The sequence below is a fragment of the Devosia sp. Root105 genome (assembly GCF_001424865.1).
Lineage (GTDB): Bacteria > Pseudomonadota > Alphaproteobacteria > Rhizobiales > Devosiaceae > Devosia_A.
In genome coordinates this window covers 77,829-92,668 of the sequence record NZ_LMCR01000017.1, presented here as the reverse complement: position 1 = coordinate 92,668, position 14,840 = coordinate 77,829, and the positions used below count along the sequence as shown (strand labels likewise).

14 protein-coding genes are annotated in these 14,840 nt (G+C 66.0%); 10 read left to right on the top strand and 4 right to left on the bottom strand.

Annotated elements, in window-relative coordinates:
• Nucleotides 1-51 precede the first annotated feature (51 nt).
• The 4 genes from ASC68_RS18945 to ASC68_RS18930 all read right to left on the bottom strand — a co-directional run bounded on the left by ASC68_RS18945 (nucleotide 52) and on the right by ASC68_RS18930 (nucleotide 5,555).
• The gene (locus tag ASC68_RS18945) at nucleotides 52-1,572 is read right to left on the bottom strand and encodes a M81 family metallopeptidase (protein ID WP_055882773.1); all 1,521 of its coding nucleotides are present in this window, start codon (nucleotides 1,570-1,572) and stop codon (nucleotides 52-54) included.
• A 434-nt stretch (nucleotides 1,573-2,006) separates the two neighbouring features.
• Nucleotides 2,007-2,777 carry an IclR family transcriptional regulator gene (locus ASC68_RS18940; RefSeq protein WP_055882771.1) on the bottom strand — a complete coding sequence of 257 codons (771 nt, stop codon included), beginning with the start codon at nucleotides 2,775-2,777 and terminating at the stop codon, nucleotides 2,007-2,009.
• Between the two features lie 22 nt (nucleotides 2,778-2,799).
• Nucleotides 2,800-4,098: an alanine racemase gene (locus ASC68_RS18935; RefSeq protein WP_055882770.1), complete on the bottom strand. Its 1,299-nt coding sequence runs from the start codon at nucleotides 4,096-4,098 to the stop codon at nucleotides 2,800-2,802.
• Nucleotides 4,089-5,555, bottom strand: coding sequence for a M81 family metallopeptidase (locus ASC68_RS18930; protein ID WP_055882768.1), 1,467 nt, complete (start codon nucleotides 5,553-5,555; stop codon nucleotides 4,089-4,091). The genes ASC68_RS18935 and ASC68_RS18930 overlap by 10 nt, the downstream gene beginning before the upstream one ends.
• 224 nt (nucleotides 5,556-5,779) lie before the next feature.
• Here ASC68_RS18930 and ASC68_RS18925 point away from each other — a divergent pair, with 224 nt between their 5' ends.
• From ASC68_RS18925 to pqqE, 10 genes are all read left to right on the top strand, one after another.
• Nucleotides 5,780-6,604, top strand: coding sequence for an IclR family transcriptional regulator (locus ASC68_RS18925; protein WP_055882766.1), 825 nt, complete (start codon nucleotides 5,780-5,782; stop codon nucleotides 6,602-6,604).
• The gene (locus ASC68_RS18920; protein ID WP_055882764.1) at nucleotides 6,601-8,085 is read left to right on the top strand and encodes a M81 family metallopeptidase; all 1,485 of its coding nucleotides are present in this window, start codon (nucleotides 6,601-6,603) and stop codon (nucleotides 8,083-8,085) included. Before ASC68_RS18925 ends, ASC68_RS18920 begins: the two co-directional genes overlap by 4 nt.
• An 18-nt stretch (nucleotides 8,086-8,103) precedes the next feature.
• The gene (locus tag ASC68_RS18915) at nucleotides 8,104-8,490 is read left to right on the top strand and encodes a RidA family protein (RefSeq protein ID WP_248310567.1); all 387 of its coding nucleotides are present in this window, start codon (nucleotides 8,104-8,106) and stop codon (nucleotides 8,488-8,490) included.
• 177 nt (nucleotides 8,491-8,667) lie between these two features.
• A complete protein-coding gene (locus ASC68_RS18910) occupies nucleotides 8,668-10,017 on the top strand; it encodes an aspartate aminotransferase family protein (RefSeq protein ID WP_248310566.1) in 1,350 nt (449 codons plus the stop codon).
• Nucleotides 10,018-10,268: 251 nt separating this feature from the next.
• On the top strand, nucleotides 10,269-11,336 hold the full coding sequence (locus ASC68_RS18905) for a LysR family transcriptional regulator (protein WP_082528291.1): 1,068 nt from the start codon (nucleotides 10,269-10,271) through the stop codon (nucleotides 11,334-11,336).
• A 101-nt stretch (nucleotides 11,337-11,437) separates the two neighbouring features.
• A complete protein-coding gene (gene pqqA / locus ASC68_RS18900; protein WP_055046352.1) occupies nucleotides 11,438-11,521 on the top strand; it encodes a pyrroloquinoline quinone precursor peptide PqqA in 84 nt (27 codons plus the stop codon).
• A gap of 31 nt (nucleotides 11,522-11,552) precedes the next feature.
• The gene (pqqB, locus tag ASC68_RS18895; RefSeq protein ID WP_055882761.1) at nucleotides 11,553-12,455 is read left to right on the top strand and encodes a pyrroloquinoline quinone biosynthesis protein PqqB; all 903 of its coding nucleotides are present in this window, start codon (nucleotides 11,553-11,555) and stop codon (nucleotides 12,453-12,455) included.
• Nucleotides 12,452-13,216, top strand: a complete 765-nt coding sequence (pqqC, locus tag ASC68_RS18890) for a pyrroloquinoline-quinone synthase PqqC (protein ID WP_055882759.1) — start codon at nucleotides 12,452-12,454, stop codon at nucleotides 13,214-13,216. Before pqqB ends, pqqC begins: the two co-directional genes overlap by 4 nt.
• A complete protein-coding gene (pqqD, locus tag ASC68_RS18885; RefSeq protein ID WP_055882757.1) occupies nucleotides 13,213-13,542 on the top strand; it encodes a pyrroloquinoline quinone biosynthesis peptide chaperone PqqD in 330 nt (109 codons plus the stop codon). Before pqqC ends, pqqD begins: the two co-directional genes overlap by 4 nt.
• Nucleotides 13,539-14,738, top strand: a complete 1,200-nt coding sequence (pqqE, locus tag ASC68_RS18880) for a pyrroloquinoline quinone biosynthesis protein PqqE (protein WP_055882755.1) — start codon at nucleotides 13,539-13,541, stop codon at nucleotides 14,736-14,738. Before pqqD ends, pqqE begins: the two co-directional genes overlap by 4 nt.
• The last annotated feature ends 102 nt before the right edge of the window (nucleotides 14,739-14,840 follow it).

The following is a 14,840-nucleotide window of genomic DNA, read 5'->3' as shown; positions in this document are numbered from 1 at the left end:
AGCGACTCCCCTGTGAGTTCAAAGACGTGACGGCAACAGGCAGAAACGAAATCAGGCTGGCCGGCGTGGTCCCGGCTGCGACGACACGGCGCGCCAGTCCGGGACCCGATCGAGCGGGTACATCGGCCGCGGCACCCGCTTCCATGGCAGCGTGAACACATCCGACTGGCCGGGGCCGCGCGTATCGGCACGGATCACCCGCGAGGTCAGCGGCGCGAAATACTGGAAGTTCGACGCTGTCTTCAGCACTGCGATCTTGTAGTCGCGCGGGTCCACGCCCATCGCCTCGTAGAGCTGCGGCAGGTTGCCGGCGAGCCCGCGCAACTCGGTGATCATCATGGTGATTGGCCCGACATCGAAGATCACCGCCTGGCCGAGGTCGACCTCGTTCTGGTGGCTGTCGGTGATGTGGATCATGCCGCCGCCGACGGTGCGGACGATGCCGGTCACCTCGATCGGCGTGAAGAACGCCGTCGCCGCATCGCCGCCGAGCAGCAACGTCACCTGGGCGCCCTCGCCGGCTTCGCTGAGGGTCTTCGCCGCACCCGGCGAGATCAGCGGCACCAGCGCCTTGCTCTTGATCTTCAGCCGGAGCATCGCCTCGAGGATCAGGTTGCTGTCACCGGCCGAGCCGCCGAACACCGTGTCGCCGGTGTCGGACAGCACCACGATGCCCCTGGGTTCGGCATCCGCCATGCGCACCGCATCATCGATCGACACCGCCTCGCGCACCTGGAAATCATCGCGCAGCGACCAGCAGAGGTCGGCCAGTTCGTCCGCCAGTTTCTCGGCCAGCGCCTGGTCGTTGTCGGTGACGACAATGGTCGCCCAGCCGCCTTCGGCCACATCCAGCCAGGGTTGCATCGGATAGTTCGACGCCTGCAGCACACGCGGGTCGGCTTCCATGGCGCGCGCCCGGTCGAACCAGACCTGCATCGGCCCCTTCGAGGTAAGGAACTGCTCCTGGTGCGACACCAGCGGGATCTTCCGCCACGCCGTGGTCGGTTTCAGCTTGTTGGTGATGATCTTGAGCAGCAGCTCGGTGCCGATCACCCCGGTGTCGAACGTGTCATGCGGCTGCGCCCGGTGCCCGACGATGGCGTCGACGCTGTCGACCATCTTCTGCGTCACGTTGGCGTGGTGATCGAGCCCCAGGACGATCGGCACATCCGGCCCGAGGATTTGCCGACAGAGCGCCGCCTGTTCGCCCTCGACATCGTCGATCCCTTCGGCGGCGCAGGCCCCATGCAGCTGCAGCGCCAACCCGTCGATCGGCCCCTCGGCCAGCGCCGCCTTGAGCCCTTCGCGGATCTTGTCATCGAAATAGTCGTAAGAGGCCCGGTCGATCCGCCCGCCGGCCACCGCCCAGGCACGGATGATCGGCACGATCTCGATGTCGGGACCGGACTTCTCGATCACCTCCAGGAAGCCGCCGACCTGCCCGAGCCCGCGCAGCTTCTCGACGATGTCGCGACCCTCGTAGATGCCGAACGCCTCATAGTCCGCCATCGTGGTGAGGACCGGATTGAAGTCGTTGGTTTCCTGGGCGACGTGAATAACGGCAATACGCAAAGCCAATCTCCGGCAACGCCATACCGTCCCGCCAAATGAGGTTTGGCGCGGTAGACAGTCGTATCGGTTCTCCAAAGGCGGAGAACTTCAGAATAGTCTCGGAAACGGAGCGCTAAGCCATTGCGATCACAGGGCGCACCCGTAGATCATCACGCTATTAACGGCCCAAAATGGTGTCAATAACGCCAGGTTTCGTCAGGGGGAACAACGGTGGCACGGGACTTCGACCTTAGGAGTGGCTGCAGGAAAGGGTGAAGGACCTCTCGGCTAACCCACCACGATCACCCCACCTACCATGTCATCCCAGCGAAAGCTGGGATCCAACTCTCCTCTGGTACGGGCTGTGAAATGGGTCCCAGCTTTCGCTGGGATGACAGCCGGTGGGTTGGTCAAGGGTCGAGCCCACCAGCTTCTCCGGGCGCGCCGCAAACGCCCTAGTGCTGCGCCGACAGATGTGTGGAAATCCGCTTGGCGGCGCCCTTCAGCGCATCGGCCGCCACTATGGTGAGTTCCGGCTTCATCCGCCGCTCCGGCGCGGAGAGGCTCATTGCCGCCACCGGGTAGCCGGTCCGGTCGAGGATCGGCACGCCGATGCACATCAGCCCGTCCTCGTTCTCGCCCACTTCGATGGCGTAGCCGCGCCGCCGCACGTCATCGACCTGCCGCCTGAGCTTGTCGGCATCGGTCAGTGTGTTGATGGTCCGCTGCGGCAGATCGATGCGCAGCGCCAGCGCATCAGCATCGGGCAGGAACGCCATCATCGCCTTGCCCAGCGAGGTCGAATGCGCCGGATGCCGGTGGCCGATCCGCGCATTGGCGCGCAACGGCCGGCCGGGCTCCAGCATATCGATATAGACCACCTCGTTCTCCGACAGCACGGCGAGGTTCACCGTCTCGTGGAAGGTCTCCATCAGCGTCCGCATCTCCGGCTGGGCGATATCGCGCAAGCCCTGCAACTCCTGGTCGACCCGCGCCAGCGAGCGGAACTTGCTGCCCACGCCATAGCGGTCGCGCTTCAGGTCGTGCTCGAGAAACTGCGCCGCCGACAGCGTCTGCAGGTAGCGGAACACCGTGGTCTTGGGCAGCTTCAGTTCCTGCACCGTCTCGGTCAGCGTCACGTCGTGCCCCTGCCGCGCCACGTAATCCAGCACCTGCAGGGCCTTCATCACAGGAAGAACGATATAGTCGCCACCAGACTTGCTCATCGCTTACCCCTTGGTTGATCGGTCAGAAGAACGTCTTGAGGGCGGCCGTGACGCCGTAGTCCTCGTCGACCAGCACCAGCATCTGCCACTTGTCGAAGGTCGTGCACGGGTGCCCGATGCCGAACGCCACCATGTCGCCGGCCTCGAGCGGGCTGTCGGCGGGCGTGGTCATGTGGCAGTGCTGGTCGTTGAGCGCCACCACCGTATGCCCCGTTGGCATCGTCTCAGGCTTCGTCATGTTGCCCGGCCGGAACCAGCGCAGCGGCACCGGCATGCCGGCATCGAAGCTGATGTCGCGCTTGCCCATGGTCAGCACGGTGCGCCCACCCTCGGGGCGCGACTGCACATAGGCCCAGACTTCCAGCGCCGCCTCGAGCCGCCCCTCCGGCAGCTTCAGCGAGGTGTCGTTGATGATCCGTTCGAACGCGGCGGCATAGGAGATCGAGTCGTGCGTCAGGTAGCAGCCCGAGCGCAGCACCTTGACCACCGGGCGCGCGAACGCCACCTGGTTGAAGCGCGTGCCGACGCGATCGAAAAAGGCCGAGCCGCCGGCGCTCACCACCACCGGCTGGCCATCGCGGAACAACCCTTCGGCGAGCGCGCTGACCGCCAGCGCCGCCACATCGTCGATCAGCCCATCGGCCGCCTCCGGTGTCGGCAGCAGGCCTTCGAAACACTCGAAACCGCCCAGCACCAGCCCCGGCGTCGAGGCGACGACGCGCGCCACCTCCATCGCCTGCTCGCGGGTCCGTGCCCCGGTGCGCCCGCCGAGAAAGCCGATCTCGACCAGCACACGCAGTGGGTTGCCCTTGGGCGGCGGGTTGCGCTTCGCGCCGGCGGCCAGCAGTTGCAACCCCGGCAGCCCGTCGGCGAGGCAGTAGAGTTCGAATCCGTCGCCCTGCAGCGCCCTGAAGCAGGCATCGATCGCCTGCGTGCCGACCGGCTGGTTGGCGATCAGCACCCGCTTCACCCCGAAGCGCACGCAGACGCTCAGTTGCTGCACCGTAGCGACGGTGATCGCCCAGGCGCCATCGGCCACCTGCAGGTCGAACAAAGCCGGCGACATCGTGGTCTTGCCATGCGGCGCGATCACCAGGTCGTTGTCCCCGGTGAAGGCGCTCATCCATTGGCTGTTGGCGCGCACCACCTCCTGCCGGATCACCGCCAGCGGCAGCGGCATGTCGCCTTTCAGCACGTTCCAGCCCTGCCGGCCGACCTCGCCCACCGTCAGTGCCGGCGCGTCGAACGGCAGCCCCTTGGTCAGCGGGTCGAGCGGCTGGCGATCGAGGGCGGCGAGGTCGAGACGAGGGATCAGAGCCATGGGTGAGGGTCCAGCGGATAGATGGGGCGGCGGAGCTTGGTGTACGGGATCATTTTGGGATCGCTCGGGAACGGCCCGCCGGTATCGAGATAATGGATCTTCGCCGCGATCCTGGAGAATGCGGCATAGAAGTGGTTCGACGACTTCACCACCACGACCTTCTTGGCCGCGAGGTCGATGCCGAGCTTGGTGAAAGCCGGCGGACTGAAGGTCTGCGACCGCCCGGTGGCGAGGACGATATCGACATTGCCGATGCTGATCGCCGCGGCCGGCCCGAGCGACACCCAGCTCTGCTCGAACGGGATCAGCAGGTTGTCCGACACCGCCTTGACCACCACGTCGGCATCGACCGGATGGCCGGAGGTTTCCGACACCTTGCCGCAGAAGCGCAGCCGGATCGCCGCGCCGACGCCCGCCGCGCGGCAGAACTGCACCGCGATCGGATCCCACAGCGCGCCGATGGCCGACGGAATCTCCGGATGCGCCAAGAGTGTGTCGATCATCACCGAGGAATCCCCGGCAACGCCGCCGCCCGGGTTATCCCAGCGATCGGCAAAGACGATCGGCTGACCCGGCTCGGCCAGCGCCTGCCAGATCGCCTCTTCGGGCTTGTAGTGATAAGGCGCTGCGGCGCCCGGCGGCCAGCCGAGGATCTCGCGCCCCAACTGCTCGGCCAGCGCCTTGGCCTTGGCGCGGTTGCGCTCACCATCGGCCACCACGAAGACCTTGCAGCCGACATCGGCGACATCGGCGGGCGTGAAGCCGTGCGTCACCGAGATCGACAGGATGCCGTCCTTGCCTTCGAGCTCTATCAGCTTGTCGACAAAGCTCCGCCCCGGCTCACGGCTGGTCATGAACGCGGCGGTAAGCGAGCGAAGATCGAACACTTCGGTCACCGGCTCGATCTCGCCGCGCGCCGTGCGGAGGCAGAGCTCCACCAGATCCTCGGCGCGCGCCAGAAAATCGGTGTGCGGGAACTCCTTGAACGCCACCAGTACGTCGGCATTGTCGACCCGCTGTCGCGTCAGGTGATGGTGCATGTCGAGTTCGGCGCCGACCACCACGTCGGGCCCGACGATCTGGCGCGTCCGCGCCAGCAGGTCCCCCTCGCAGTCGTCATAGCCGCGCGCCACCATGGCACCGTGCAGGCCATAGAGCACGATATCGACCGGCATCGCCGCCCTGAGCTGGTCGAGGATTTCGTCTCGGAGGCTCTCATAGGCGCCTTGCGAGACCAGCCCTGCCGGCTCGCCCCAGGTGGCGGTGCCCTCGATCAGCGTGAAACCGTCGGTCTTCGCCCGGCGTCGCGCTGCGACCATCGGCGCCGAACAGAGCGTCGGCGTATCCGGATGCGTGCCGGGCGGGCAGTAGAAGGCTTCCTCGAACGCGCTGCGATCGACGAACAGCGGCGAGAACGTATTCGTTTCGGTGGCCAGCGACGCTACAAAGACCCGCAACACATCCGCTCCCTGCCATCCATCCTATATGATGGAACGGCCTTTCGTTGGCCGCGGAGAATGTAAAGATGTTGGCAGCCGAGCTGTCAACTCTACCGAGGTCGCATCTCGGCAAAAGCTGGTCTAACTGCTTGCGCCATGCCGGCGCTCGTGTCTTATTGCGCCGGTAACAGCCATCCGGCGATTGTTCTACAATGTGGAACCAGCCGCGAGAGACCGTGCCAATGCCCAGAACCAGCGCCCCTGACAACGCGCAGACCAGCCTCCCCACCGCCGAAGCCCGTATTCAGTCGGTCGCTCGCGCCAAGGCGCTGCTCGACGCCATGGCCGGCGGTGATTGGGTATCGCTGCGCGACCTGGCGATCCGCACCGGCCTCGCCAAGACCACCGCGTTCAACCTGGTCAGCGCGCTCGTCGATGTCGGGCTCACCGAGCGCGACGCCAAGGCCGGGGCCTATCGGCTGAGCTTGCAGCACCTGGTCTACGGCAAGGCGGTCGAGCGTCGGCTCGATATCGCCGCCATCGCCCGCCCGCACCTGATCCGGCTCTGCGCCACGACGCGCGAGACGGTGAACCTGGCGCTTCCCGGCCCGACCGACGCGGTGATCGTCGAAAGCCTCGAGGGCAGCCAGTCGCTGCGCGTTTCCTCCTATTCCGGCACCCGCGCCGCCTATCACTCCACCGCCTGCGGCCGGGCGCTCCTCGCGCATCAGCCGCTCAACTTCCGCCGGATCATCTATTCGGTCGGCAACCTGCCGGCCGCGACCTCGCGCACCATCACCGACCCCGAGGCGCTCGAGACGGTGCTCGAGCGCTGCCGCACCCTCGGCTGGGCCACCGAGTTCGAAGAGAACGAGATGGGCAGCGCCTGCGTCGCCGCACCGATCTTCGGGCCCGGCGGTGACGCCATTGCCGCCGTCAGCATTGCCGGCCCCTCGGCTCGTTACGAGCCCGACAATATCGAGCGGCTGGGCAAGCTCCTCGTCGCCAGCCTTGCCGAGATCACCGCCGAAATGACCCATCACGCGCCGCATCCGAGCTCCAAATGACCAAGCCTCGCATCCTCCTCGCCGGCCTGTTCCACGAGACCCACACCTTCGTCGACGAAATCACCGGGCTTAGCGAGTTCACCATCAACCGCGGCAGCGCAGTAACGGCGCGGCGCGGCGACGGCTCGACCATCGATGGTTTCCTCGAGGTCGCCGAAACCGAGGGCTGGGAGGTTGTGCCGGTCGCCGACTTCTCTGCCCTCCCCTCCGGCACAGCCGACCACGCGGTGTTCGAGCTGTTCTGGAGCGAACTGCGCGCCGGACTCGCAGCGGCGCTCGCCGACGGCGGTCTCGACGGTATCTGGCTGGCGCTGCACGGCGCCATGGTCACTACCCAGAGCGTCGATCCGGAAGGCGAGCTGCTGGCGCGCATCCGCCAGGTGCCGGGCGCCGAGACGCTGCCGCTGTTCGGCGTCTTCGATCTTCACGCCACTTTCACCGCCGCCATGGCGAAGAACGCCAATGGCCTCGTCGCCTACCGCGAGAACCCGCATACCGACGCCAATGAGTCCGCGGTGCGCTCGGCCCAGCTCCTTGCCCGCGCACTGCGCGAGGGCGCGCTGCCGCACATGCTCGCCCGCAACGCTCCGATCATCTGGGCCCCGACCGGCGTTGGCACCGCCGACCGCCCGATGCGCGACCTCGAAGCGCTGGCCCGCCAGATCGAAGCCGAAAACCCGAAAATCTGGACCGTCAACGTCGTCGCCGGCTATTCGTTCTCCGACATCCCCGATGCCGGCGTCGCCTTCTCGGTCACCACCACCGGCAGCGATGCCGACGCCAAGTCGGCTCTCGACCGGCTGGAAAACCTCGCCATCGAGCTGCGCGAGCTCGGCATCCCCACCGAATGGGATCTCGACGCCGCACTCACTGAGGTGAAGTCCTTGCCCGGCGGGCCCTATGTCATCGTCGAGCCCTCCGACAATATCGGTGGTGGCGCGCCCGGCGATTGCACCCCGGTGCTGCGCGGCTTCCTCCGCCACGGCATCACCAATGCCGCCGTCGCCATCGCCGATGCCGCCGCGGTTCGCGCGCTCGATGGCGCCAAACCGGGCGACAGGCGCACCCTGTCGATCGGCGGCAAGGGCAGTCGGCTCGACCCTGGTCCGGTGGAGCTCGAAGTCAGCTTCGTCAGCCGCTCCGATGGCGCCTTTACCCTCGAGGATCGCCACAGCCACCTCGCCGCCATGCAGGGCATCCACTACAATATGGGGCCCTCGGCAGTGGTCGAGGCCAACGGCATCAAGATCCTCCTGTCGAGCCGCAAGACCCCGCCCTTCGATCTCGGCCAGCTGCGTTCGCAGGGCATCATTCCCGAGCAGCTGTCGGTGATCGGCGTCAAGGCGGCCGTCGCCCACCGCCGCGCCTACGACAAGATCGCCAAGGGCAGCTACACCGTCACCACGCCGGGCCCCTGCACCAGTGCCCTCAAGACCCTGCCCTACCAGCGGCTTCGGAAGTCCGTCTTCCCGATCAGTTGAGATTTCTTGGAGCCCATGATGATCGAATATCCCAGCGCGCCGGATACCCCGCGCTCGCATCTGCCGTTCAGCCCGGCCACCAAGGTCGGCGAGCTGATCTTCGTTTCCGGTCAGGCCTCGGTGGACGCCACCGGCAAGATCGTCTCGGACAGTTTCGAGGGCGAGATGCGCCGCTCGATCGAGAACCTGCGCAAGGTGCTGGAAGACGCCGGCAGCGACCTCGCCCATGTGGTCCAGACCCGCAACTATGTGCGCGATGACGCCGACCTGGCGCTCTACAACCGCATCTACCCCGAATATTTCCAGGCGCCGTTCCCGGCCCGCACCACCATCACCAATTGCCTCGGCCCGGCGCTCCGCTACGAGATCGACTGCATTGCCGTCGCCAAGAACTCCAAAGCATAGGAGCGCTTTCAGGAAAAGTTGTGAGACTTTTCCGGTTCGAAAGCGCGACCAAATCAAAATGCACTAGTGCCGGCTTTATCGGCTTTCCGCCCATTTTTTCGCCTCGCGAAACCGGCGGCCATTTACAACTTTCAGGCCCTGGGGCCACTTGGACTAGAAGAATTGAGGAGTCCCGCGTTGACCGTTACATCCCCTGCCGCACCATCGGCTGCTCAGTCACGCCCGCTCAGCTTCGATAAATCCGTCGAGGCGATCCGCACCAACTCGCAGTGGATCTCCGGCGGCGTGAACAGCAATTTCCGCCTCAACATCTCGCCCACCCCGCTGGTGTTCGAGCGTGGCGAAGGCGCCTATCTCTACGACGTCGATGGCAACCGGCTGATCGACTACTACCTCGGCATGGGCCCGATGATCCTCGGCCATAAGCCGCAGGCGCTGGTCGATGCGGTGAAGTCGCAGATCGACAACGGCATCCTGTTCGCCGGCCAGACCGCCATCGAAGCCGAGGCTGCCCGCCTTGTTTGCGAACTGGTGCCGTCGGCCGAGCGCATGCGCTTCGGCTCCTCCGGCTCCGAGGTCGACCAGGCCGCCATGCGCCTCGCCCGTGCCGCCACCGGCCGCACCAAGATCCTGAAGTTCGAAGGCCACTATCACGGCTGGTTCGACAACGTGCTGTGGTCCACCGCCCCGGCCCTCGACGCGGCCGGTCCGGCCGATGCGCCGGTCCCGGTGATCGGCTCGAAGGGCCAGCTCAAGGACACTGCCGATACCCTCGTCGTCCTGCCCTGGAACAATCTCGAACTGCTCACGGCGCGCCTCGCCGAGGGCGATATCGCCGCCGTCATCATGGAAGCGGCGATGTGCAATCAGGGTGCGGTGCACCCGCTCCCCGGCTACCTCGAAGGCGTCCGCGAAGCCTGCACCAGGACCGGCACCATCCTGATCTTCGACGAAGTCATCACCGGTTTCCGCCTCGCTCCCGGCGGCGCGCAGGAACTGTTCGGCGTCACCCCGGACCTCTCGACCTTCGGCAAGGCCATCGCCAACGGTTTCCCGGTGGCAGCGATTGCCGGTCGCGCCGACCTGATGGACATGTTCACCTCGGGCGGCGTCGTTCATGGCGGCACCTACAACGCTCAGCCGATCGCCATGGCGGCGACCGCCGCGACCCTGAAGTCGCTGACCCCGGCGCTTTACAAGAAGATCGGCGTTGCCGGCACTGCGCTGCAGGAAGGCTTCAAGGAAATCTTCGCCTCGGCCGGCGTCACCGCCTCGGTGGTCGGCTTCCCGCAGGTCTTCCACGTCGCCCTCGGCCTCGACAAGCCGGCCCGCGACTACCGCGATCTCGCCAGGATGAATCGCCCGGCCTACATCGCGCTGACCACCGCCCTGATGTACCGCGGCGTCCGCGCTCTCGAACGTGGCGCCTGGTTCCTCTCCAGCGAGCACGATGCCGGCGTGATCAACGATACACTGGCGGCGATGCGGGATGCGGTACGAGAGCTGAAGGCCAAGGGGACGCTATAGCGCTCTCATGACTGGGGCCGGTGCGGGCTGACCCCCACCCCTGTCCCCTCCCCCTAAGAATGGGGAGGGAGACGATGGCCTCGATAACAGTGTGAGGGTCTCCCTCCCCCTTGCGGGGAGGGGACAGGGGTGGGGGTCAGCCTGCGGCAGCCTATCCGGCGGCGTCGTCCCACCCCCCGCCTCCAATCCTCTTCATAGGCCATCTGACTGCCGTCTCGCGCTAAGCCCAATCCTGCATTAGGAATAGCGATATGACCGACGACGACGAAGATCGGACCCTCCCCGCGGATCTCGGCGCCCTGCTGCAGACCGGGCGCCAGCGCACCGCGTTGCGCGCCCGTCGTCCGGAAATCACCCTGCATCAGCTCCGCATCTTCTGGGCCGTCGCCCATTCCGAAACCCTGACCCGTGCGGCCAAGCAGTTGGGCCTCGCCCAGCCCTCGCTGTCGCAGCAACTCTCCAAGCTCGAGACCACTGTCGGCACAAGGCTGTTTCGCCGTCACTCCAACGAGATGACGCTCACCGAGGCCGGCACCTACCTGCTTCCCAAAGCCGAGCAGATCCTCCGCAACATGCAGGATCTTGAGGATGGGCTCGGTCAGTTCAGCGGCGGCCATCGGGTCACCGTGCGCCTCGCCGGCGTCAACTCGGTGTTGCGCGTGGTGCTGCCGACGGCGCTGACCAGCACGCAGTTGAAGTTCCCCGACATCGATTTCGACATCCAGGAAAGCGCCCCCGCCGACATCCTCGAGATGCTCTATGGCCGCCGGGTCAATATCGGCCTCCTCGCCGCCAATTCGGTGGCCGAGGCCAGTGTCGGCTTCCTGCAGATCCCCATCATCGAAGACCCCTATGTGCTCGTCGTCCCCGAGCAGTTGCACCTCGACGACATCGCCGACCCGCGCCAGCTGGCGCCGGCAGATTGGGCCATGCTCAACCGCTCGATCCAGTTCATCTTCGGCACCCAGCACGCCAAGCGCGTCGCCGATTGGTACGACCAGATGCTGCCCGAGCATCGCGTCGTCGCCCAGTGCCGCAGCTTCGAAGTGGCGATCGGGCTGGTCCGCGCCGGCTCCGGCATCTGCCTCGCCCCGGCGCTCTCCACCGTCAGCGGCAGCGCTTCGCTCGACGGCGTGCGGCTCTATCGCATCAATGCCGATGCCCGCCGCATCGTCGCGCTCGTCGCCTCGCAGTATCGTCGGCAGGAGCCTTACGCGAGCTTGATCGATGCGCTGCAGGCCGCGGGGGAAACCCTCGCCCTGCCGAACATCCGCGCCACTCCGCCCTTCCTCGATCGCGCTTCTCTCTCCGAATTCTAACCAATAGGCCTTATCTATCAGCATGATAGAGTGCGGGCCCCGGCGTTCTCCCTAAACTCCTCGCTCGCGGCACCAAGCCGTGAATCGTGAGGAGAACTTCAATGAAGTCCTGGAAGAAGCCCAAGCTGGTCGAAGTGCCGGTGAGCATGGAAATCAACATGTACGCTTGCGCGACCCGCAAGTAATCACGTCGATCCTGCCGCGGGGACAGGCCTCATGCTCAGCATAATTGTCCTGGGAACCGCGGCGGGTGGCGGGGTGCCGCAATGGAATTGCGGCTGCGACAACTGTCATGCCGCCCGCACCAGCCATGCCGAGCTCCGGGCCACGCAAGCCTCGATCGCCGTCAGCGCCGACCGGGCGCACTGGTTCCTGATCAACGCCTCGCCCGACCTCCGCCAGCAGCTCACGCAGACCCCGACGCTCCACCCGCGCGCGCTACGCCATAGCCCAATCGCCGGCGTGATCCTCTCGAATGGTGAAGTCGACGCCATCGCCGGGCTGTTGAACCTGCGCGAGGGCACGGCATTCAACCTCTACGGTCACCAGCGCGTATTGGACCTGCTCGCCGACAACTCGATCTTCAACGTGCTGAAGCCGGCGCTGGTCCCCCGCATCGCCATTACACACGACGCGGCGTTCGAGCCGCGACTGCCCGACGGCACGCCGTCCGGTCTCGAAATCCTCCCCTTCATCGCCCCGGGCAAGGCCGCTCTGTTCGTCGAGGAGACCAGCGCCAACGAAGCTGGCGATACGCTGGGCTTCGTCATCCGCGACCGGGCGAGCGGCGAGAGCCTGGTCTTCCTCGCGGCCTGCGCTGCCCTCACCCCCGAGGTCGAAACCTACCTGCGCGGCGCGAAGCTGGTGTTCTTCGATGGCACGCTGTTCACCGATGACGAGATGATCCGCCTCGGTCTGTCGGCAAAGACCGGCCAGCGCATGGGCCACATGGCCATGTCTGCCGCCATCCCTGCCCTCGATGGCCTCGGGATCGAGCGGAAAATCTTCCTGCACATCAACAATTCAAACCCTGCCCTGCTGCCCGGCTCGCCCGAGCGTCAGGCGGTGGAACAGGCCGGCTGGCAAATACCGGCCGACGGGATGGAGATCACGCTATGACTGCACTGACGGCTTTCTCAGTCGCCGCCGACGCGCCGCTCGATACGCCCGAGCAACTCGAGGAGCAGCTCCGCTTCATCGGCGCCACCCGTTACCACAGCCTCCACCCATTCCATGCCTTGCTGCATGGCGGCAAACTCAACCAGGGCCAGGTGCAGGCCTGGGCGCTCAACCGCTACTACTATCAGTCGACCATCCCGATCAAAGACGCGGTGGTGATCTCGCGCTTCCGCGATCGCGACACCCGCATCGAATGGCGCCACCGCATCGCCGACCATGACGGCGACATCGGCACCGAGGGCGGCATCGAGCGCTGGATCAAGCTGACCGAGGGCCTCGGCCTCGACACCGATTATGTCGAGAGCGCCGAGGGCATCCTGCCGGCCACCCGCTTTGCCGTCGAAGCCTATGTGCATTTCGTACGGGAGAAATCGCCGCTCGAGGCCATCGCCTCCTCACTCACCGAGCTGTTCGCACCGAACCTGCATGAAGAGCGCATCTCGGGCATGCTGAAGCACTATGACTTCGTGAACCCCGAGGTGATGAGCTATTTCAGCCGCCGCCTCACCCAGGCGCCGCGCGATTCCGAATTCGCCCTGAACTATGTCAAACAGCACGCCAGGACCCCCTACGAGCGCCAGCTGGTCTGCAACGCGCTGATCTTCAAGACCAACGTGCTCTGGGTGCAGCTCGACGCGCTCTACCACGCCTATGTCGAGGGCCACGTGCCGCCCGGCGCCTTCGTTCCGGCGTCGCCATGAGCACCGCCACCGCTCCGGCGGCCCGGCGCCGGCTGATCGTTGCCGAGGACAGCATCCCCACCCTCGCCCGCGGCACCCGTCTCCGCTACGACGAGACTCGCCAGCGCTGGGTGCTGCTGGTGCCCGAGCGCGTCATGGCTCCGGACGAGATCGCCGTCGAAATCCTGCAGCTCTGCGACGGCCAGCGCAGCGTCGCCGCCATCATCGACCAGCTGGCGGCTGCCTACGCCGCGCCGCGCGAAGAGATCGGCGCCGACGTCATCGCCATGCTGCAGGACCTCGCCGGCTCCGGCTTCGTCGTCGAGGCCCGGAGGGCCACGCCATGAGCCCCACCCTGCTCGATACCAGCCCCGTCTTCGCCGACCCAACGGATGGCCTCGCCATCCTCGAAAACAAGTCTGTGGCCGAAACCTACGGCATTCCGCTCGCCGTGCTGCTCGAGCTCACCCATCGCTGCCCGCTGCAATGCGGCTACTGCTCCAACCCGGTCGAGATGGAGCGCGCCGGCAACGAACTCACTACCGACGAGTGGAAGCAGGTGCTCACCGAACTCGCCGAAATCGGCGTGCTGCAGGTGCACTTTTCCGGTGGCGAGCCGACGGTTCGCAAGGATCTCGCCGAGCTGATCCGGCACGCCACCGAGCTCGGGCTCTATTCCAACCTCATCACCTCGGCGGTGCTGCTGAGCCGCGACAAGCTCCAGGCGCTGGCCGACGCCGGGCTCTGCCACATCCAGATCAGCTTTCAGGGGAACGAACCAGAACTCGCCAACCGCATCGCCGGCTTCAAGGGGCATTCGAAGAAACTGGAAGCCGCCGACTGGGCCCGCGAACTCGGCCTGCCGCTGACCGTCAACGCCGTGATGCACCGGCAGAACCTCCATCAGCTGCCCGGCATGATCGACATGGCCGTAGCGCTCGATGCCGATCGCATCGAAGTGGCGAACGTCCAGTATTACGGTTGGGCACTGAAGAACCGCGCCGCCCTGATGCCGACCATCGCCCAGATCGACGACGCCACCCGCATCGTCGAGGAAGCCTCTCTGCGCCTGAAGGGCATTCTCGACATCGACTATGTCGTTCCCGACTATTATGCCGACCGCCCGAAGAAATGCATGGGCGGCTGGGGCCGGCAGTTCTTCAACATCACCCCCTCCGGCAAGGTGCTGCCCTGCCATGCCGCCGAAACCATCAGCGAGCTCGATTTCGAGAGCGTCCGCTCCAACCACTCGATCGCCTGGATCTGGCAGAACTCCGACGCCTTCAACCGCTATCGCGGTACCGGCTGGATGCCCGAGCCGTGCCAGAGCTGCGCTTTCAAGGAACAGGATTTCGGCGGCTGCCGCTGCCAGGCCTTTGCCCTCACCGGCAGCGCCGCCAACACCGACCCCGCCTGCAGCCTGTCGCCGCGCCACCACGAGATCTTCAGGACGGCCGAAGCGGAGTCTGCTACCGGAACGAACCGCTACATTTACCGCAACTTTGCGGGTGGCACACTGGAGCCTGACCAGCAGGAATTGTGAGGCACGTGCCGAGAGCCAAAGCTCTGGCTGCGTGCTAACCACACCCACCGGCTGTCATCCCAGCGAAAGCTGGGACCCCACGGCGAGGGCTCTGCCCTCGTC